Source organism: Pseudomonas sp. S3_A03, from assembly GCF_054668275.1.
In genome coordinates this window covers 4,294,403-4,313,555 of record NZ_CP162753.1, presented here as the reverse complement: position 1 = coordinate 4,313,555, position 19,153 = coordinate 4,294,403, and the positions used below count along the sequence as shown (strand labels likewise).

Sequence of the window (19,153 nt, the reverse complement as noted above, 5' to 3'; positions counted from 1 at the left end):
GCCCCCTCCCACACTGGAACTGCATTGTTTGTCCTAATACCTCATGACTGGAAACCCACTATGAAAAAGACATACCTCAATAACCCAGTCAAAGCACTGGCCCTGGCCTTCGGCCTGCTCAGCTCGGCCGTGTTCGCCGCCGACGCGCCGCTCAAGGTCGGTACCACCGCCGCCTTCGCGATTCCGCTGGAGGCCGCCGTAGAAGAAGCCGGCAAGCAAGGCCTCAAGGTCGAGTTGGTGGAATTCACCGACTGGATCGCACCCAACGTCAGCCTCGCGGCCGGCGATATCGACGTGAACTATTTCCAGCACATACCCTTCCTGGAAAACGCCAAGGCCGCCGCCGGGTTTGATCTGGTGCCGTACGCGCCGGGCATCATCAACAACGTCGGGCTGTATTCCAAGCAGTACAAAAGCTTCAACGACCTGCCCGAAGGCGCCAGCGTGGCCATCGCCAACGACCCGATCAACAGCGGTCGCGGCCTGCAACTGCTGGCCAAGGCGGGGCTGATCACGCTCAAGCCGGGCGTGGGCTACAAAGCCACCGAAGAAGACATCGTGGCCAACCCGAAAAAGATCAAGATCCTGCAAGTGGAAGCCGTGCAACTGGTGCGCGCCTATGACGACGCCGACCTGGTGCAGGGCTACCCAGCGTATATCCGCCTGTCCAAGACCTTCGACGCGGAATCGGCGCTGCTGTTCGACGGCCTCGACCACCCGGAGTACGTGATTCAGTTCGTGATCCAGCCCAAGAGCAAAACCGACCCGCGCGTGATCAAGTTCGTCGACATCTACCAGCATTCGCCGGTGGTACGCGCAGCGCTGGATAAATCCCTGGGCAAGCTCTACCAGGTCGGTTGGGAAGCTAAAAATGAGCGCCGCCAACGCCCAACTGCGCGACCTGGGCACAGCGCCCAGGGACGCCGAACAGACTGAACTGCACCCGGACCTGAACCGCGCCCATGTGCGCTTTATCAACCTGGGCAAGACCTATGACGGCCAGGTGCATGCCCTGCAAGGCATCGACCTGGCGATCCAGCGCGGCGAGGTGTTCGGCATCATCGGCCGCAGCGGCGCCGGCAAGTCCTCGCTGATCCGCACCATCAACCGCCTGGAGCAACCCAGCAGCGGGCGGGTGCTGATCGATCAGGTGGACATCGGCGACTTCGACGAAGACCACCTGGTGGCGCTGCGTCGGCGTATCGGCATGATCTTCCAGCACTTCAACCTGATGTCGGCCAAGACGGTATGGCAGAACGTCGAACTGCCGCTCAAGGTCGCCGGCGTACCCAAGCCCCAGCGCGAGCAAAAAGTGCGCGAGCTGTTGGAGCTGGTGGGCTTGCAGGACAAACACACGGCTTACCCGGCGCAGCTGTCCGGCGGGCAAAAACAGCGGGTGGGCATCGCCCGCGCGCTGGTGCACGACCCTGAGATTCTGCTGTGCGACGAAGCCACCTCGGCGCTGGACCCGGAAACCACCCAGTCGATTCTCGGCCTGCTGCGCGAGATCAACCGGCGCCTGGGCCTGACCATCGTGCTGATCACCCATGAGATGGCGGTGATCCGCGACATCTGCGACCGCGTGGTGGTGCTGGAGCACGGGCGCATCGTCGAGCAAGGCCCGGTGTGGGAAGTGTTCGGCAACCCCCGACATGAAGTCAGTAAAACCCTGCTGGCACCACTGCAACACGGGCTGCCGCAAGAGCTGCAAAGCCGGTTGCACGCCGCTGCGCCGTCGCCTGACGCGGCCGTGGTGTTGCGCTTGCAGCTCACCGGCAGCAGCCGCGATGAGCCGGACCTGGCCGCGCTGTTCAGCGCCCTCGGCGGGCGCGTGCGTTTACTGCAAGGCGGCGTGGAACGTATCCAGGGGCATGCACTGGGGCAGTTGCTGCTGGCGGTGAGTGGCTCGAGTCACACCGCCGGCGAGCTGCGCACACGCGCCGCGAACTGGGCACAACAGGTGGAGGTGCTGGGCTATGTGGTTTGATCGTTTGGTACAGGGCGCCATCGACACCTTGTTGATGGTCGGTGTGTCGTCGTTGATCGCGTTGCTGGTGGGGATTCCACTGGCGGTGTTCCTGGTCACCAGCGACAAGGGCGGCATCTACCAGGCACCGGCGTTGAACCGCGTGCTGGGCGCGTTCGTCAATCTGTTCCGCTCCATCCCGTTCTTGATCCTGATGGTGGCGCTGATCCCGTTCACCCGCCTGATCGTCGGCACCACCTATGGCGTGTGGGCGGCGGTTGTACCGCTGACCATCGCCGCTACGCCGTTTTTCGCGCGCATTGCCGAGGTGAGCCTGCGCGAGGTCGACCACGGCCTGATCGAAGCCGCGCAGGCCATGGGTTGCCGGCGCTGGCACATCATCTGGCATGTGTTGCTGCCTGAAGCGCTGCCGGGGATTGTCGGCGGGTTCACCATCACGTTGGTGACCATGATCAACTCCTCGGCCATGGCCGGGGCAATTGGCGCCGGTGGCTTGGGCGACATTGCCTATCGCTATGGCTATCAGCGCTTTGATACGCAGATCATGCTCACGGTGATCGTGCTGCTGGTGGCGCTGGTGGCGGTGATTCAACTGGGCGGTGATCGCCTGGCGCGGGTGCTGAACAAGCGCTGAGCCCCGAGGGTTGCCACGCAACCGGCGCGGGGCAAGCCTGCTCAAGGTATAGTCGGGCCATCTCCGTATTCGGTATTGCCCGTCATGACCCTCAAGCCCGATGACCTCCACCAGATCACCTCCACCACCCTTGGCCACTACAACAAAGTGGCCGAGGACTTTCGCGAAGGCACACGCGATCACGATGTGAGCCAGAACATCGATGCGCTGCTGCGGCATCTCCAGGGCACGCCGCCGTTTACCGTGCTGGATTTCGGCTGCGGGCCGGGGCGGGACCTGCAGACCTTCACGCGCATGGGCCACATCGCCGTGGGCCTGGACGGCTCCGAGCGCTTTGCGCAGATGGCGCGCGAAGACAGCGGTTGCGAGGTTTACCAGCAAGATTTCCTGAAGCTGGAGTTGCCGGCCGAACGCTTCGACGGGATCTTCGCCAACGCGGTGCTGTTCCATATTCCCAAGCAGGAACTGCCGCGTGTGCTCCAGCAACTGCATGGCGCGTTGAAGCCTGGCGGCGTGCTGTTCAGCTCCAACCCACGGGGTGATAACAGCGAAGGCTGGAATGGGCCGCGGTATGGCTCTTACCACGATCTTGCGGCGTGGCAGGCGCTGCTGACAACGGCCGGGTTTGTGGAGCTGGAGCACTACTATCGGCCCGCCGGGTTACCGCGCGAGCAGCAGCCGTGGTTGGCCAGCGTGTGGCGCAAACCCTAGAGACAATGCATTCCAAATGTGGGAGGGGGCTTGCCCCCTCACCCGTTGATCTCACTTGGCCTGTGATTCCTGCTTGGGCTCACGGATCTTGTACCAGGCCACATACAGCGCCGGCAAAAACAGCAGCGTCAGCAAGGTGGCGATGATAATCCCGCCGATCATCGCGTAGGCCATCGGCCCCCAGAACACTTCACGCGCGATGGGGATCATGCCCAGGCTCGCCGCAGCGGCGGTGAGCAGGATCGGCCGGCGCCGGTGCTCGGTCGCCTCCACCACCGCATCCCACGGCGTATAGCCCGCCACCTCATACTCATGGATCTGCGTCACCAGAATCACCGAGTTGCGGATGATGATGCCGATCAGCGCGAGAATGCCCAGGATCGCCACGAAACCCATGGGCGTGCCCGTGGGGATCAGCGCCAGCACCACGCCAATCAGCCCCAGCGGCGCAACACTCGCCACCAGGAACATCTTCTGCACACTGTGCAGTTGGATCATCAGGAAGGTCGCCATCAGGAACAGCATCAACGGCACCACGCTGGCAATCGGGCCCTGGGCCTTGCCGCTTTCTTCCACGGTGCCGCCGGTAGCGACTTTGTAGCCCACCGGCAAGCCCGCGCTGAACGTGTCGATATCCGGCTGGAGTTGCTTCACCAAGTCCGTCGGCTGCATGTCATCGCGCACCGACGCCTTGATGGTGATGGTCGGCTTGCGGTCGCGACGCCACACCAGCGGCTGCTCCAATTCGTAACGCACGGTGGCGAAGGCCAGCAGCGGGATCGAGGCGCCGTTGGGCGTGACGATCTGCAGGTTCTGCAAGGTTTCCGGGGTGCCACGCTCGGCGTCTTCGGCGCGGCCAACCACGTTGATCAGGTAGATATCGTCGTGTACCTGGGTCACCGAGGCGCCGCTGACCACGCTGTTCATCAACTGCGCCACATCTTCCGACGACAGCCCCAGTTGCCGCGCCTTGTCCTGGGCGATGTCGATGCGCAGCACTTTGCCCGGCTCGTTCCAGTCGTAGATGATCTCGCCCAGGTGGGTGTTTTTATCCAGCATGGTCGCCAGTTCGATGGCGTGCTTGCGCACCTGGTCGGTGTCTTTGCCGGACACGCGGTACTGGATCGGCCGCCCCACCGGCGGGCCCATTTCCAATGGCTGCACAAAGCTGCCGATGCCCACGAAGTCATCGCGCAGGCGCTTTTGCAGGCGCGCAATCAACGCGCCGCGTTCTTCCAGGCCCTTGCTGACGATCACCAACTGCGCGTAGTAGGGGTTTTCCAGTTGCTGGTCGAGGGGCAGGTAGAAACGGATCGCGCCCTGGCCGATGTAAGTGCTCCAACGGGAGATATCCGGGTCGTCCTTGATGATCGCTTCCAGACGGTCGACGGCCTTGCGCGTCTCGTTGATCGAGGCGTTTTGCGGCAGGTTCAGGTCGACGAGGATTTCCGGGCGGTCCGACGACGGGAAGAATTGGTTCTGCACAAATTGCATCGATAACACCGACGCCGCAAACAGCCCCACGGTGATGCCGATCGCCCACCAGCGGTTGCGCATGGCCCACAGCATGCCGCCATTGAAGGCCCGGCCAATGCGCCCCGGCTCGGCGTTGTGCGGCTTCACGTTGGCGCTGAGGATATGCACGCCGATCACCGGCGCAAACAGCACGGCCACCACCCACGACACCAGCATCGCCACGGCAATCACCGCGAACAGGGTAAAGGTGTACTCGCCCGCCGAACTCGCATTGAGGCCAATCGGCACAAACCCGGCGACGGTCACCAGGGTGCCGGTGAGCATCGGGAACGCCGTCGAGGTGTAGGCGTAAGTGGCCGCCTGCTCCTTGGTTTCGCCTTTTTCCAGGCGTGTGATCATCATCTCCACGGTGATCATCGCGTCGTCCACCAACAGGCCGAGGGCGATGATCAACGCGCCCAGCGACACCCGCTGCATGGTGATGCCGCTGTACTCCATGAACACGAACACCAGCGCCAGCACCAGTGGAATCGAGCAGGCCACCACCAGCCCGGCACGCATGCCCAGGCTGATAAAACTCACCACCAGCACGATGATCACCGCTTCGAACAAGGCGCTGGTAAAGCCGCCGACGGCCTCTTCCACCACTTCGGCCTGGTCGGACACCTTATGCACACCGACGCCCACCGGCAGGTCGGCGGTCAACTCATCCATGCGCGTATGCAGGGCCTTGCCGAACGACTGGATGTTGCCGCCCTTCTGCATCGCAATCGCCAGGCCGATCGCCGGTTTGCCATTGAAACGGAACATCGGCCGCGCCGGGTCGACGTAGCCACGGCTGATCTCGGCGATGTCCGCCAAGCGATAGAAGCGGTCGTTGAGGCGCAGATTGACGTTGGCCAGGTCCTTCTCCGAGGCGAATTGCCCCGACGTGCGCACGGAAATCCGCTCCGGCCCGGCCTCGATCACCCCGGCGGGCGTCACCGCGTTCTGCGATTGCAGGCTCTGCACCACCTGGCGCTGGTCCACACCCAGCGCCGCGAGTTTGCGCGTGGAGAAGTTCAGGTAAATCACTTCGTCCTGCTGGCCGATCATCTCGACCTTGCCCAGCCCCGGCACCGAACGGATCTCGGCGCGCACCTGCTCCACGTAGTCGCGCAGTTGGCGCATCGACAGGCCATCACCGGTAAACGCGTAGACCGAGCCGAATACGTCACCGAACTCATCGTTGAACGACGGCCCCTGCAGCCCTTGGGGAAGCTGCCGCGAATGTCGTCGATCTTTTTGCGCACCTGGTACCAGGTCTCCGGAATGGCCTTGGCGCTGGTGGTGTCCTTGAGGAACACGAATACGGTGGACTCGCCCGGCCGGGTGTAGCTTTTCACATAGTCGAGGGCGTCCAGCTCTTCGAGTTTTTTCTCGATGCGGTCGGTGACCTGCTTGAGGGTTTCTTCCTGGGTCGCGCCCGGCCAGCGGGTCTGGATCACCATGGTCTTGATGGTGAACGACGGGTCTTCTTCACGCCCCAGGTTCATGTAGGAGAACACGCCCATCAGCAGCGCGACGAACATCAGGTACCACACGAAGGACTGATGCTTGAGGGCCCAGTCGGATAAGTTGAAGCTCCCTTTCATCGCGGGCTGTCCTCGTCGATTTTGACTTTCTGCCCGGGTTTCAGGCTGTTCACGCCGGCGGTGACCACCCGCTCGCCGGGTTTGACGCCGGCGTTGAGCAAGGCATTGCCGGCGTCACGGCTGACCACGCTGACATCACGCGGTTGCACGGTCTGGCTCTGCGTATCGAGAATCCAGATGCGGGTCTTGCCGTCGATTTCCTGCAAGGCACTCCGGGGCACCTCAAGGCGCGGCGCGATCGCACTGCTCAAGGTCACGCTGATCGCCGTGCCCAGGCGAAACGCGGCGGGCGTCTCGCTCAGGCTCAAGCGCGCGCGACGGGTACGCGTGGCGCTCTGGGCCTGGGGTTCGATCTCGCGCACGACGGCGGTGGTGTTGACGCTGGGGTCCAGTTGCCCGGCGACCAGGAACACCACGTCCGGCGGCAAGCGTTCGGCGAGGCCGGCGGGCAGGTCGATCACCGCTTCCTTGATGTCCGGGCGGGCCAGAGTCACCACTTGCTGGCCGGCGCTGACCACTTGGCCGGCCTCGGCATTCCAGGCGGTGACGATGCCGGCGTGATCGGTGCGCAGTTCGGCGTAGTTGAGCTGGTCCTTGGCCTGGTTGACCGAAGCTTGGGCCTGGTCGAGGGTAGCGCGGGTGGTTTTCAGGTCGGTCTGGGCCACATCCAACTGGGCCTGGGCACCGACACCACGGTTAAACAATTCCTGCTGGCGCCGCGCGTTGGCCTGGGCATTGATGTACTGCGCCTGAACGCGGGCGAGGTCGCCCTGGGCGGCGCGCAACTGGTTCTGTTGGTCGGTGGGGTCGAGCACCGCAAGCAAGGCGCCCTTCTCCACTTCGGCGCCCACGTCCACGGCGCGACGGGCGATACGCCCCGGCACGCGAAAACCCAGGTTGCTTTCGTAGCGCGCCTGGATAGTGCCGGCAAAACGGCCGAGGGTTTCCTGGTCTTCGGCTTTCACTTCCATGGACAGCACGGGGCGCAGCGGTTCGGGCGGTGCTTCTGGCTTGGAGCAGGCCATCAGCAACAGGCTGGCGGCGAGTACAACCGTGAGGCGCTTCATGGCTGCGCTCCTGGCTGGGCGATCTCGACGATCATGCCGGGATGCAGCAATTGCCCACCGGCTACCACGACGTTTTCGCCGCCCTTGAGGCCGTCGCTGATGATCACCTTGCCGGTGAGGTAACGCGCCACCGTGACGTGATGCAGGTGCGCCTTGCCGTCGCCATCCACCAGCCACACGGCCGGTTCGCTGAGGTCCTTGGTCAAGGCCGACCACGGCAACTCGATACTGGCCTTGGCCGGGCCATTGGCGGTGGCGCTCACCACCGAACCCAACTCCATGCCTTTGGGCAGCGCTTGCAGGGCGATTTTCACTTGCACGGTGCCGGTATTGGCGGCCACGGCGGGCGTGACTTCACGGACTTTGCCCCGGGCCTGGATCGCGGGGTTATCCAGCAGGCTGACAGTGATCGGCGCGTCGGTCGGCGGCTCCACCAGCAGCGACTCGTAGACGTTGAACACCGCATCGCGTTCGCCATCGCGGGCCAGGCTGAAAATCGGCACCGTGGCCTGTACTACCTGGCCCACCTCCGCCTGGCGCGCAGTGATCACGCCCGGTGCATCGGCGATCAACGCGGTGTAGCTCAGTTGCTCGCGGGCATTGGCCAATTGAGCCTGGGCCGCCGCCAGCGCGCTTGGCTGCTGCGCAGCGCGGCCTGGGCGGCATCGTATTCACTGCGGCTGGTGTAGCCCTTGGGCAGGAGTTTTTCCTGGCGCACAAAGGCGGCAGCCGTCTGTTTGACCCGCGCCTGCTCGGCCACGACCTGGGCCTGGGCGGAATCGACGTTGGTCTGCAAATCCTTGGGATCGAGCTTGGCCAGCACTTGTTTGGCGCTGACACGGTCGCCCACATCGACCATGCGCTGGATGATCTTGCCACCCACGCGAAACGACAGGTCGGTTTGCACGCGGGCCTGGATATCCCCGGTCAGCGTGACCGCCGCGGCAAAATCCGCCGGCTGCACGGTTTGCACAAATACCCGTGAATGGGCCTTGGGCTCGGCTTTTTCCTGGCCACAAGCACTCAGCAACACCACTAAGCCCAGGCCGACAATACAGATGGAGATACGACCGCCCATGCAGACTCCTTGTGCGCGATGCGATGTGCCAGTGTGTATGCGACTGTGAGCTTAGTTCAGGGTTCCTTATCTGCATGGGGCCAGAACAATCATCGAAAAATCAGCCCTGCCACTTGCCGCCTTCGACAATCACGCTTTCAGGCTTGGTCTCGTCGCTCAGCTCTTTACGCACGTATTGGTCGTACAGCTTGAGCAAGAACTTCTCTTCACCCAACTTCGCCAACTCGGCATTCACCCAGTCGCGCAGTTCGACGTTGCCCTTTTTCACCGCCGGGGCGATGGGTGCTTCGTCGCCGAGTTTGTCTTCCAGCACGCGGTAGCCGGGGTTCTGCTTGGCCCAACTGAACAGCACCAGGTTGTCCTGCGCGTAAGCATCGCCACGCCCGGCCGACAGTGCTTGCAGCGACTCGGAGTTTTTCTCGAACTTGAGCAGTTTCCAGTCCGGGTGGTTCTTGGTCAGCCAGATATCAGCCGTAGTACCGGTGGTGACGATGGTGGTGCGGGTGGCCAGGTCATTCAGGCTTTTGACCGCGCTGTTATTGGGCACCAAGGCCTGTACCGCGACTTTCAGGTTGGGGTTGGTGAAGTCCACCGCCTCCTTGCGCTCCGGTGTGACGGTCATGTTGGCGAGGATCAGGTCGACTTTGTCGCTTTGCAGGAACGGAATACGGCTGGCCGGTTCCACCGCGACGAATTCGACTTTGTTCTCGTCGCCCAGCAGGTCCTTGGCGAATCGGCGGCCGATGTCGGTATCAAAACCCACATAGCGCCCAGCCTCGTTGACGAAGCCGAACGGCGGTTTGTCGGTAAAGACGCCGACGATCAGCTTGTCGCGCGCCTTGATCTTGTCGATGTAGCTGACGGCCGCAGGTTTTACCGGTTCTTCGACCTTTTTATCGCAGCCGGCCAGCAAGGCGACGGCAAACAGTGGCAGCAGTAACTTTTTCATATCAGTTCCAGTTCCTTGATCTTTTTGGGCAGTGTTGAAACAAAGGAGAACTTCTCCAGGAACTGCTGCGCGCGTGCGGTTTGCGGGTTCGTAAAGAATGCCTCGGGGGTGTTGTGTTCGAGGATGCGACCGGCCTCCATGAACACCACGCGGTCGGCAACCGCGCGGGCAAAGGCCATTTCATGGGTGACGATCAGCAGGGTCATGCCCTCGCGGGCCAGGCCCTGGATCACTTCCAGCACTTCCTTGACCATCTCCGGGTCGAGGGCGGCGGTGACTTCGTCAAACAGCATGACCTGAGGGTTCATGCACAACGAACGCACGATGGCGATACGTTGCTGCTGGCCGCCGGAGAGCTGGCGCGGGAACGCGTCGCGCTTGTCGGCCAGGCCGACGCGCGCGAGCAGTTGTTCGGCCTGCTCGCGCGCTTCACGCGGGTTGCGTTTTTGCACCTTGAGCGGGCCAAGCAGGATGTTGTCGAGCACGCTCATGTGCGGGAACAGGTGGTAGCTCTGAAACACCATGCCGATGTCCTGGCGCACCTGGCGCCAGTCCGTGGTTTTATCCAGCAGCTCTTTACCCGCCAAGCGCAGGCTGCCGCTGTGCGCCACTTCCAGCCCGTTGAGGCAACGCAGCAAGGTGCTTTTGCCGCAGCCGCTGGGGCCGAGGATCACCACCACTTCGCCACTGTGCACACCCAGGTCGATGCTCTTGAGCACCTGCTGCTCGCCGAAAAACTTGTTGAAACCCTGGAACTCGATCAATGCGCTCATGCTTGGGCCCAGCGCCGTTCCAGCACCTTGGAGGCAGCCGACAACGGGTAGCAGATAAGGAAGAAAAACAGGAACAGCGCGCCGTAGATCAACACCGACTCATAGGTGCGCTCGATGATTTGCTGGCCGACCTTGATCACATCCACCACGCCGATGAGCACCGCCAGCGAACTGGTCTTGATGAGGCGCGTGTAGACGTTGATGGTTGGCGGGGTCATGCGTTTGAGGGCCTGGGGCAACAGCACGTAGCCGAACAGTTGCGGGCCCGACAAGCCAATCGACAAGCCGGCTTCTCGCTGGCCACGGGGCAGCGAGTGCAAGGCGCCGCGTACGACCTCGCCAACCTCGCTGGCGCCCCACAATGACAGCACCAGCACCGCGCACCAGAAACTGGGGATGCTCAGGCCGAAGAAAATCGGCAGGCCAAAAAACAGCAGGTACAACCACACCAGCACCGGGATTGCCCGGAACAGCTCCAGGTACACCCGCAGCACGGCGTTGATCATCGTGTTGCCCAGGGTTCGCAGCACGCCATACACCACGCCGCCGACGGTACTGAAGGCGATGCTCAGGAAAGAAATCGACAGGGTTTGCGCAGCGCCCTTGCCCAGTTGCGGCAACGACACCCACAACAACTCAAGACCCGAACTGGCCATGCTGGAGCCTCCTTTCCAGGCGGCTGAGCAGCAACGACAGCGGCAAAAACAACAGCACGCAAATCAGCGTGAGCACGGCGAGCATTTCGTAGGTTTTGTAGTAAAGCGCGATGTAGCTCTTGGTGGTGTAGAGAATCTCCGGCACCGCCACGGCGGACACCACGGTGGTTTCCTTGAGCAGGAAGATGAAATTGGCGAACAGCGCCGGCAGGCTGAGAATGCCGGCCTGGGGCAGGATCACATGGCGCAGCAATTGCCAGTCGGACAGGCCGATGGACTTGCCCGATTCGACCTGCGCCAGCGGCACCGCTTCCACTCCGGCGCGCAGCACTTCAGTGAGGTAGGCGCCGCCCAGGAAGGTCATGGTGATGATCGCCGCCCAGAACCCGGAGATATTCAAACCCAGGGCCGGCAGCGCGAAGTACACGAAAAACAGTTGGATCAGCAGCGGTGTGTTACGCGCCAGCTCCACGTACAGGGCCACCAGGCGCGACACGTAGGGCGTGCGAAACACCAGCAGCGCGGCGTTGATCAGCGCCACCAGCAGCGAGGTGGCAATGGCGATCAGGCCGACTTGTAGCGTCACCCCCACGGCGTTCAAAAACGCCGGTAAGGTACTGAGGATAAAAGCAAAATCGAAGGTCATGGGTAGTCCATATCGCCGCATGGGTAATGCCGCGAGCGCAGTCCGCTGCGAAGTGGATAACGTCGGGTAGCGCGAACTTTAAAGGTATAAAAACTAAAATTTAAATACCGAAATAGCATATTGATATCACCCAAAAAGATAACCTCGGGATTCGCGGGATTGCCGGGCGACGGCTATGGTTGGGGGGTCTGTTTTTCGAAGGATTAAACAATGAACAAAGCGAAACCGATTGATCCGCAGGAGCTGGTGAAGTGGTTGGTGGCGTTGCGTCGGGCGATCAACCGCCGCGCTCTGCAACCCACTGAAAATCGGATATGAGATGAAGATCAACTGTGGGAGCAAGCCCCCTCCCACATGTTTGAGTACATTCCAAATCCCAGGCATAAAAAAACGCCGACGCTAAACCAGCCATCGGCGTTGAAACCTTGAAGGGGTTTTACACCTCGATCAGAACGCCGGCACGACCGCGCCGTTGTACTTCTTCTCGATGAACGCTTTGACTTCGGGGCTGGTCAGCGCCTTGGACAGTTTCTGGATAGCGTCGCTGTCCTTGTTGTCCGGGCGTGCCACCAGGAAATTCACATACGGCGACTTGGCGTCTTCGATGATCAGCGCGTCTTTGGCCGGGTTCAGGCCGGCTTCCAGCGCGTAGTTGGTGTTGATCAGGTCGAGGTCAACCTGGTCCAGCACGCGTGGCAACAGGGCCGATTCCAGCTCTTTGAATTTCAGGTGCTTGGGGTTGCTGGCGATGTCTTTTGGCGTAGCCAGGGCGTTGGTCGGATCTTTCAGGGTGATGACACCGGCCTTTTGCAGCAGCAACAGGGCACGACCGCTGTTGGAGCCTTCGTTCGGGATCGCCACGGTGGCGCCGTCTTTCAGATCTTCGATTTTCTTGATCTTTTTCGAGTAACCACCGAAGGGTTCAACATGCACGCCGACCACGGTCACCAGATTGGTGCCCTTGCCCTTGTTGAAGTTTTGCAGGTACGGCAGGGTCTGGAAGTAGTTGGCGTCCAGGCGTTTTTCAGCAACCTGCACATTGGGCTGTACGTAGTCGGTGAAGACTTTGATCTGCAGGTCCACGCCTTCTTTGGCCAGGGTCGGCTTGATCAGCTCGAGGATCTCGGCGTGCGGGATCGGAGTGGCAGCCACCACCAGTTTTTCGTTGGCTTGGGCGAAGCCGGCAGTCAGGGCAGCCGCCAGTGCAGTAAACAACAGAACCTTTTTCATGCAGTGTCCTTATCGAAATTCCGAGTGGTCTATGACGACCGCGCATTCTGTGAAGTGCCAGCGAAGTGCTATCGCGGCGTGGAGCGGACAATACCTAGATTTTTTATTCCCGGACAATATCTTTTATTCACGTTGATATTCCATTTTGTTCATGCAGAAAAGTGCGCAGGGTTTTCTGCTCCGCAGGGCTGGCCGTGTTGAAGATACGTTGCACCTGCTCCAGCGGCGAACCGGCCACGGGCAGGTTCAAATGTTCGGGCAAAATCTCGTCGCCGCTGCTCACCAGCAAGGCGAAGTGAATGACGTTTTCCAGTTCGCGGGTATTGCCTGGCCAACTATGCCGCTCCAGTACACGCTGGGCCTCGTCGCTGATCAGCGGCACCGGCAGGTCCAAGCGCTGGCTGTAGATGCCGAGGAAGTACTCGGCCAGCGACAGAATATCGCCGACCCGTTCGCGTAGCGCCGGCAGGTCCAGTTGCCCTTCGCTCAGGTAATGGAACAGCCGCTCATGAAACTTGCCCGCCGCCACCGCCTGGGCCAGGTCGATGCTGGTGGCCGCCACCAGACGCACATCCACCGGGCTCGGCTGATGGGCACCGACGCGGGTGACTTCATGGTTTTCCAAGGCGGCCAGCAATTTCACCTGGATAGGCAGCGGCAAGTCGCCGATCTCGTCCAGGTACAAGGTGCCGCCATTGGCCGAGCCAAACCACCCGGCGCGGCTGCTGGCCGCGCCACTGTGGCTACCGGCGGCATAGCCGAACAATTCGGCATCGGCGTAAGTGGGGCTGATCGCGCCGCAATTGACGGAAACAAACAGCCCGGCGCGGTCACTGCCACGGTGGATATGCCGCGCCAGCAGCTCTTTACCGCTACCGGTCTCGCCGCGAATCAACACGGGCAAGGCGCGGGGCGCCAGGCTTTCCAGGTCTTCGCGCAACTGGCGGGAGCGAGGGTCGACGAACACCAACGCCTTGGCGCGAATGCTCAGCGGGCTTTTTTCGGCATCGGGGAAGGTCAGCAGCGGCTGGCCGAAGGTTTCATTCAGACTCATGGCAGGCTCCCGCCCCAACCCACTCGGGGACGAGGCGTTGAAAGAAGGTTACGCACGACGCCGGGCGTGATGCTCAAGACGGTTTTGCAGGCGATAGAGGTAGGCGAACCCCTGCTCCCAGCGCTGATGGCCGGACTTCACGTTGATATGCCCGGCGCCGGAGAGGATGCCGGCCTCGGCGCCCCAGTTGCGCGCCATTTCCAGCGCGCGCGGGGTGCTGACGGCACTGTCATTGTCGGAGCTGACCACCTGGCTGGGGAACGGCAGCAAGTCGGTGGGAACCGGTGCAAAGTTGCGCAACGCCGGCGAGCAGGCCGGGCGTTCGACGTCGGCCGGGGCTACCAGCAAAGCGCCGCGCACCTGGCGCAGGAAGTGCAGCGGCGCGGTCGCCGCCCAATGCGCCACGGTGATGCAACCCAGGCTGTGAGCGATCAGGATAACCGGCGTGCTATCGGCGGCGATGGCCTCGGCCAGCGCGGCCACCCAATCCTCGCGGCGCGGCGTCAGCCAATCGGCCTGCTCCACGCGCGCGCTGTTGGGCAGGCTGTTTTGCCAATGGGTTTGCCAATGATCTTCTGGCGATCCTTGCCAGCCCGGCACGATCAGGTAACGAATCGACTCGCTGTGCATGGGTGTGCCCTCCTGCAGCGTTTAACGTTGCTGATCAGTATAGGGACGCGGATTATGTTAGTTAAGGAATAAGAAGCTATTTATTAATAACTAAAAACTCAAAACCACAATCGAAATGTGGGAGCAAGCCCCCTCCCACATTGGCCTCATTCCACCTAGAGATTTGGTTTGAATTTCAGTCAAAAAAAAGGCCGCACCCTGCCAAGGAAACGGCCCAAAAACTGTCGAGGCTTTTACCACTACCGTGCGGTGATTACCGACAGCTTGGTAATCCCCGCGCGTTCGATAGACGCCATGGCTCGCGCCACTTCGCCGTAATTCACACCCTCGTCGGCCTGCAGTTGCACCCGCACATCGGGGTCCTTGGCCTTGGCCGCCTGCAGGTTGAATTGCAGCAGGTCCGGCTGGATTTCATCCTTGTTGATAAACAGCTTGCCGGCCCCATCGATGCTCACCACCAGCGGGTCCTTCTGCTCTACCGGGGCTACCGCCTCGGTCTTGGGCAGGTTGATCGGGATCGCGTTGGTCAGCAGCGGCGCGGTGACGATAAACACCACCAGTAGCACCAGCATCACGTCCACCAGCGGCGTGACGTTGATTTCGCTCAGCACCTCGTCACTGTCTTGCGTGGAAAAAGCCATCTCAGGACGCCTCCTTCACTTTTTGCGGGTTGCCGGCGCCGGCTTTGTTGAGCGTGGGGTGCAGCAGCACGCGGAACGAATTTTTTTGCGCGAGGCTGTAGAAGTCGTGGGCAAAGTCATCGAGGTCCGCAGCCGTGAGCTTCAAGCGGCGCAGGAAGTAGTTGTAAACCAGCACCGCCGGTACCGCGACGGCGATCCCGACACCGGTGGCGACCAGCGCCGCGCCGATCGGCCCGGCCACGGTTTCCAGGCTGGCGGAACCGGCGGCGCTAATGCCCTTGAGCGCTTCCATGATGCCCCACACGGTGCCGAACAGCCCGATAAACGGCGACGTGCTGCCGATACTGGCGACCACGGCCAGGCCGGTTTCCAGGGAGCGACGCTCCCGTACGATCTGTTGGCGCAGGGCGCGCTCGAGGCGGTCTTGATGGTTGATCGCCTGGCTCAAGTCCGCCGCGTGCGGCGCATCGCCCACCTGGATGGCGGCATAACCGGCCTGGGCCACGCGGGCCGCGGCACCGGGCTGGGTTTCGGCCAACTCGGCGGCGGAGTCAAGGCTCGACGCCGCCCAGAACCGTGGTGGAACTTGCGATCCTGGGCCTTGAGACGACCGAACTGCACGCCCTTGAGCAGGGCCAGGCCCCAGGTGGCGACCGAAAAAACCACCAGCAGCCAGATCACCGCGCTTTCGATGGATTCAAGTGGAGATGCTAATGCCATGTTGTTTCCCTCTGTGCAGGTCGCGGCAGGTAATGCACCGCGCAGCCCTCGTTAGTGGATCTTGAAATCGATCGGTACGCTGACCCATCCGTTCTGGGCCACGTCGCCCTGCTTGGCCGGCACGAAACTCCAACGCTTCACGGCAGCCAGGGCGGCATCATCGAGTTGCTGGCGGCCGCTGCTTTTCTGGATCTGGATTTCACCCGGCTTGCCGCTGGCCAGTACCTGAACCCGCAACACCACCGTGCCTTCCCAACCCCGACGCTGGGCCAGCGAGGGGTATTCGGGCGCCGGGTTCTTCAAGTAGGCGGCATTGGCCGAAGCCGGCGTGACCGGGGCTGGCGCTGGCGTTGGGGCAGGCGGCGCGACAGGGGCCACCGCCTGTGGCGCAGGCGTTGGCGGCGGTGTCACTGGTTTGGCGACCGGCTTGGGCACGGGCTTGGCTTTGGGGATTTTTTTCGGCGCGGGCGCAGCTGCCAGCTCGTCCACGGCCGGTGGCGGTGGCTCGACCACCGGTGGTGGCGGCGGTGGCACAGCCGTCGGCGGTTCTACCAGCGCCGGCGCTGGCCGGGAAAGTTCGAGCGTCATCGGCGGGATTTCCGGCGGCACAATCGGCAGCACCGGCGTGGGCTTCTGGCTCACCCAATAAATCACCGCGCCGTGCAGGGCCAACACCAGCACCGCCAGCAAAACCCCTTCGCGCCGGCTCGAAAAGCGCTTGGGGGTGCGCTGCAAACGCAGTTGCCCCAACGGCGCGCGGTGTGGTCGGCCAAGGTCGACCAACTCACCACCCGGTGCCTGGCGCCATGGCGCCTCATGTGCACTGGCGGCGGTCTGGACATTGCCCATGATTGACTCCCTACGGTTTTTAAAACAAAAACCGACAGGCCTGGGTAGAAGGCCGTCGAGGGTTGAATCATCGGGGTCACCCGCTTATTTCTTAAAGTAACCTTTAAAGTTATACATAGACCTTAATTGAATAAACGAAGCCCATGCGCACCGCAAACCCACGACCCGCGGGGCCTGGGGCGGTGCTGTGTTTTGCCCATGCTTGGCCGGCATGCAAAATATTCACTAAAGGCATGGCTCAACCGGGGCTGTTTGCGCACAAATCAAACAGTTCAGCCTGCAAACACTGCCCCGCCTCACTCAAGCCATGGCGGGCATACAACGCCAGGCGCACGCCTTGTACCACGGGCAAACCGCTGTCCGGCCCCAGTTCCACATGCCCGGGTTGTACGACCCGGCGCGGCAACAGACTCACACCCAACCCCGCCGCTACCGCCGAACACACACTGGCCAGGCTCGCGCTGGAATAGCCGATACGCCAGCGCCAGTCTCCCACTTCCAGGTGGTGCAGCATTTCATTGCGGTACAGGCCGCCCACCGGGAATGCCACCAAGGGCAAAGGGTCGCGCCCCAGGCACGGCGTGCTGCGGCTGTCTACCCAACACAGCGGCTCGGGCCACGAGGCCAGGCAGTCATCACTGCTGCCCATCTGCTTGACCAGCAATACATCGAATTCACCACTGCGGTACTGGCGCTGCAACTCTGGGCCGAGACCGCTGGTGACCTCCAGGCGCACCTTTGGATAGGCCAGCACAAACGCCGACAGCAACGGCATCAGCCGCTGCGCCGCAAAGTCTTCCGGCACGCCCAGGCGCAGCACGCCATCGCTTTGCTGGTTGATCAACACATCGGCGGCCTCTTCATGCAGCGCCAGGATGCGCCGCGCATACGCCAACAAGCGCTCACCCTCGGCGGTGGCGACGACACGCCGTTGATCGCGGTCCAGCAACAGGCACCCCACCGCATCCTCCAGGCGGCGGATCTGCTGGCTGACGGTGGACTGGGTCACATGCAGGCGCTCGGCGGCACGGGTGAAGTTGCCGCAATCCACCACGGCGACGAAGCTGCGCAGCAATACGGGATCGAACATGGTCATTCTCTTTGCCACTGGTTGGCATGGTTATATTTAATTTCAGAATACCTGGGGCGCTGGCCATACTCACGCCTCATTTACCCACTGCAAAGGCGCCGCATGACCCTCAATAAATCCCTCGCCGGCTGGGGCCTGCTGGTGGTACTGGGCCTGAACCTGCGGCCGATCCTCAGCTCCATCAGCCCGTTGCTCGGCGAGATTCGCCAGGCCACCGGCTTGAGCTTTCAGAGCAGCGCCCTGCTCACCAGCCTGCCGGTGGTGTGCATGGGGTTGGTGGCGCTGGTGGGTGTGCGCGTGGAAGCGCGGCTGGGTGAGCGACAGGGTATCGCCCTGGGCTTGAGCCTGATTGTGCTGGCATGCCTGGCGCGCTGGTTGATGGGCCAGGGCTCTGCGCTGCTGGTCACGGCATTGCTCGGCGGTGCCGGCGTGGCGCTGATCCAGGCGTTGGTGCCGGCGATGATCAAGCGCGAATTTCAGCATCGCGTGCCGGTGGCGATGGGTGTGTATTCGGCCTCGCTGATGGCCGGGGGCGGGTTGGCGGCGCTGCTCAGCCCGTTGGTCGCCACGCATTTCGAGCATTGGCAGGCAGGGTTGGGCGTGTGGCTGCTACCGGCGCTGGGCGCTTTGTTGTTGTGGGCCTGGCTGCCATTGGGTGCGGCGAAGAACCCTCATCAGGTGGCACCTGCGTTCCAGGGGCTGCGCAATCGACGCGCATGGCTGTTGGCGCTGTATTTCGGGCTGGTGAACTGCGGCTATATGAGCCTGGTGGCGTGGTTGCCGGCCTACTATCAGCAATTGGGCTGGGGCGTGCTGCCCAGCGGCTCGCTGCTGGCGTTCATGACGATCTTCCAGGTCATCGCGGCGCTGCTGATGCCGGTGCTGGCGCAACGCGGCATCGACCGTCGACCGCTGCTCGGCATCAGCCTGCTCGCCCAGACCGTCGGCTACCTTGGCCTGTTGCTGGCGCCGCTGCAATTTCCACACCTGTGGGTGGCGTTGTGCGGCTTCGGCCTGGGCGCCTGTTTTGCCCTGAGCCTGTTGCTGACCCTCGACCATCACCGCGACCCTCGGCAAGCCGGGCAACTGGCGGCCTTCGTGCAGGGCGTGGGCTTTTTGATCAACGCGGTTTCGCCGTGGATGACCGGCTGGCTGCGCGAACTCACCGGCCACTTCGCCAGTGCCTGGGTGGTGCTGACGGTGACTGCGCTGGCGATGCTGGTGGTGACGCGGGTATTCAGCCCGGCGACCTACCGCACTGGCGCTATAGATATGCATTTAAGATCTAGCTGCAACAACAAAGCTTCGTTGACGGAATAACCCGGCCT

At 62.3% G+C, this 19,153-nt stretch carries 15 protein-coding genes and 4 pseudogenes; 5 read left to right on the top strand and 14 right to left on the bottom strand.

Annotated elements, in window-relative coordinates; translation table 11 throughout:
• Positions 1-60 precede the first annotated feature (60 nt).
• The 4 genes and pseudogenes from AB4O25_RS19820 to AB4O25_RS19805 form a co-directional block, all read left to right on the top strand.
• Positions 61-867 (top strand): annotated as a pseudogene (locus AB4O25_RS19820) (MetQ/NlpA family ABC transporter substrate-binding protein); the annotation flags it as partial.
• 4 nt (positions 868-871) lie between these two features.
• On the top strand, positions 872-1,987 hold the full coding sequence (locus AB4O25_RS19815) for a methionine ABC transporter ATP-binding protein (RefSeq protein WP_017526071.1): 1,116 nt from the start codon (positions 872-874) through the stop codon (positions 1,985-1,987).
• Positions 1,977-2,621 (top strand): methionine ABC transporter permease, encoded by a 645-nt coding sequence (locus tag AB4O25_RS19810; protein WP_058424826.1) that lies wholly within the window; start codon positions 1,977-1,979, stop codon positions 2,619-2,621. Before AB4O25_RS19815 ends, AB4O25_RS19810 begins: the two co-directional genes overlap by 11 nt.
• An 84-nt stretch (positions 2,622-2,705) precedes the next feature.
• Positions 2,706-3,332 carry a class I SAM-dependent methyltransferase gene (locus AB4O25_RS19805; RefSeq protein ID WP_017526073.1) on the top strand — a complete coding sequence of 209 codons (627 nt, stop codon included), beginning with the start codon at positions 2,706-2,708 and terminating at the stop codon, positions 3,330-3,332.
• 51 nt (positions 3,333-3,383) lie between these two features.
• Here AB4O25_RS19805 and AB4O25_RS19800 read toward each other — a convergent pair.
• The 14 genes and pseudogenes from AB4O25_RS19800 to AB4O25_RS19735 all read right to left on the bottom strand — a co-directional run bounded on the left by AB4O25_RS19800 (position 3,384) and on the right by AB4O25_RS19735 (position 17,825).
• Positions 3,384-6,442, bottom strand: a pseudogene (locus AB4O25_RS19800) (efflux RND transporter permease subunit).
• Positions 6,439-7,509, bottom strand: a complete 1,071-nt coding sequence (locus tag AB4O25_RS19795; RefSeq protein ID WP_017526075.1) for an efflux RND transporter periplasmic adaptor subunit — start codon at positions 7,507-7,509, stop codon at positions 6,439-6,441. The pseudogene AB4O25_RS19800 and the gene AB4O25_RS19795 overlap by 4 nt, the downstream one beginning before the upstream one ends.
• A pseudogene (locus AB4O25_RS19790) lies at positions 7,506-8,587 on the bottom strand (efflux RND transporter periplasmic adaptor subunit). The gene AB4O25_RS19795 and the pseudogene AB4O25_RS19790 overlap by 4 nt, the downstream one beginning before the upstream one ends.
• Positions 8,588-8,687: 100 nt before the next feature.
• Positions 8,688-9,536, bottom strand: a complete 849-nt coding sequence (locus tag AB4O25_RS19785) for a transporter substrate-binding domain-containing protein (RefSeq protein ID WP_017526077.1) — start codon at positions 9,534-9,536, stop codon at positions 8,688-8,690.
• The gene (locus tag AB4O25_RS19780) at positions 9,533-10,309 is read right to left on the bottom strand and encodes an amino acid ABC transporter ATP-binding protein (RefSeq protein WP_065876621.1); all 777 of its coding nucleotides are present in this window, start codon (positions 10,307-10,309) and stop codon (positions 9,533-9,535) included. The genes AB4O25_RS19785 and AB4O25_RS19780 overlap by 4 nt, the downstream gene beginning before the upstream one ends.
• The gene (locus AB4O25_RS19775) at positions 10,306-10,965 is read right to left on the bottom strand and encodes an amino acid ABC transporter permease (protein ID WP_017526079.1); all 660 of its coding nucleotides are present in this window, start codon (positions 10,963-10,965) and stop codon (positions 10,306-10,308) included. Before AB4O25_RS19775 ends, AB4O25_RS19780 begins: the two co-directional genes overlap by 4 nt.
• On the bottom strand, positions 10,946-11,611 hold the full coding sequence (locus AB4O25_RS19770) for an amino acid ABC transporter permease (RefSeq protein ID WP_065876620.1): 666 nt from the start codon (positions 11,609-11,611) through the stop codon (positions 10,946-10,948). Before AB4O25_RS19770 ends, AB4O25_RS19775 begins: the two co-directional genes overlap by 20 nt.
• A gap of 447 nt (positions 11,612-12,058) precedes the next feature.
• A complete protein-coding gene (locus tag AB4O25_RS19765) occupies positions 12,059-12,841 on the bottom strand; it encodes a MetQ/NlpA family ABC transporter substrate-binding protein (RefSeq protein ID WP_017526081.1) in 783 nt (260 codons plus the stop codon).
• A 127-nt stretch (positions 12,842-12,968) separates the two neighbouring features.
• Entirely contained in the window at positions 12,969-13,895 is a 927-nt protein-coding gene (locus AB4O25_RS19760; protein ID WP_017526082.1) for a sigma 54-interacting transcriptional regulator, read from the bottom strand.
• A 48-nt stretch (positions 13,896-13,943) separates the two neighbouring features.
• Entirely contained in the window at positions 13,944-14,525 is a 582-nt protein-coding gene (locus tag AB4O25_RS19755; protein ID WP_017526083.1) for an alpha/beta hydrolase, read from the bottom strand.
• A 239-nt stretch (positions 14,526-14,764) separates the two neighbouring features.
• Positions 14,765-15,166 (bottom strand): ExbD/TolR family protein, encoded by a 402-nt coding sequence (locus AB4O25_RS19750; protein WP_017526084.1) that lies wholly within the window; start codon positions 15,164-15,166, stop codon positions 14,765-14,767.
• Between the two features lies 1 nt (position 15,167).
• Positions 15,168-15,886 (bottom strand): annotated as a pseudogene (locus AB4O25_RS19745) (MotA/TolQ/ExbB proton channel family protein).
• Between the two features lie 51 nt (positions 15,887-15,937).
• Positions 15,938-16,735 carry an energy transducer TonB gene (locus tag AB4O25_RS19740; RefSeq protein WP_065876619.1) on the bottom strand — a complete coding sequence of 266 codons (798 nt, stop codon included), beginning with the start codon at positions 16,733-16,735 and terminating at the stop codon, positions 15,938-15,940.
• Positions 16,736-16,973: 238 nt separating this feature from the next.
• Complete coding sequence (locus AB4O25_RS19735) at positions 16,974-17,825, bottom strand: LysR family transcriptional regulator (protein WP_223496883.1); 852 nt, start codon at positions 17,823-17,825, stop codon at positions 16,974-16,976.
• Between the two features lie 102 nt (positions 17,826-17,927).
• On the opposite strand from AB4O25_RS19735, the gene AB4O25_RS19730 reads away from it, so the two are divergent.
• Positions 17,928-19,145, top strand: coding sequence for a CynX/NimT family MFS transporter (locus tag AB4O25_RS19730; protein WP_017526088.1), 1,218 nt, complete (start codon positions 17,928-17,930; stop codon positions 19,143-19,145).
• Positions 19,146-19,153: the final 8 nt, after the last annotated feature.

Excerpts from the sequence above, each read along its gene's own strand:
- AB4O25_RS19815 (WP_017526071.1), top strand. The coding sequence starts at position 872 with ATGAGCGCCGCCAACGCCCAACTGCGCGACCTGGGCACAGCGCCCAGG.
- AB4O25_RS19810 (WP_058424826.1), top strand. The coding sequence starts at position 1,977 with ATGTGGTTTGATCGTTTGGTACAGGGCGCCATCGACACCTTGTTGATG.
- AB4O25_RS19805 (WP_017526073.1), top strand. The coding sequence starts at position 2,706 with ATGACCCTCAAGCCCGATGACCTCCACCAGATCACCTCCACCACCCTT.
- AB4O25_RS19795 (WP_017526075.1), bottom strand. The coding sequence starts at position 7,509 with ATGAAGCGCCTCACGGTTGTACTCGCCGCCAGCCTGTTGCTGATGGCC.
- AB4O25_RS19785 (WP_017526077.1), bottom strand. The coding sequence starts at position 9,536 with ATGAAAAAGTTACTGCTGCCACTGTTTGCCGTCGCCTTGCTGGCCGGC.
- AB4O25_RS19780 (WP_065876621.1), bottom strand. The coding sequence starts at position 10,309 with ATGAGCGCATTGATCGAGTTCCAGGGTTTCAACAAGTTTTTCGGCGAG.
- AB4O25_RS19775 (WP_017526079.1), bottom strand. The coding sequence starts at position 10,965 with ATGGCCAGTTCGGGTCTTGAGTTGTTGTGGGTGTCGTTGCCGCAACTG.
- AB4O25_RS19770 (WP_065876620.1), bottom strand. The coding sequence starts at position 11,611 with ATGACCTTCGATTTTGCTTTTATCCTCAGTACCTTACCGGCGTTTTTG.
- AB4O25_RS19765 (WP_017526081.1), bottom strand. The coding sequence starts at position 12,841 with ATGAAAAAGGTTCTGTTGTTTACTGCACTGGCGGCTGCCCTGACTGCC.
- AB4O25_RS19760 (WP_017526082.1), bottom strand. The coding sequence starts at position 13,895 with ATGAGTCTGAATGAAACCTTCGGCCAGCCGCTGCTGACCTTCCCCGAT.
- AB4O25_RS19755 (WP_017526083.1), bottom strand. The coding sequence starts at position 14,525 with ATGCACAGCGAGTCGATTCGTTACCTGATCGTGCCGGGCTGGCAAGGA.
- AB4O25_RS19750 (WP_017526084.1), bottom strand. The coding sequence starts at position 15,166 with ATGGCTTTTTCCACGCAAGACAGTGACGAGGTGCTGAGCGAAATCAAC.
- AB4O25_RS19740 (WP_065876619.1), bottom strand. The coding sequence starts at position 16,735 with ATGGGCAATGTCCAGACCGCCGCCAGTGCACATGAGGCGCCATGGCGC.
- AB4O25_RS19735 (WP_223496883.1), bottom strand. The coding sequence starts at position 17,825 with ATGTTCGATCCCGTATTGCTGCGCAGCTTCGTCGCCGTGGTGGATTGC.
- AB4O25_RS19730 (WP_017526088.1), top strand. The coding sequence starts at position 17,928 with ATGACCCTCAATAAATCCCTCGCCGGCTGGGGCCTGCTGGTGGTACTG.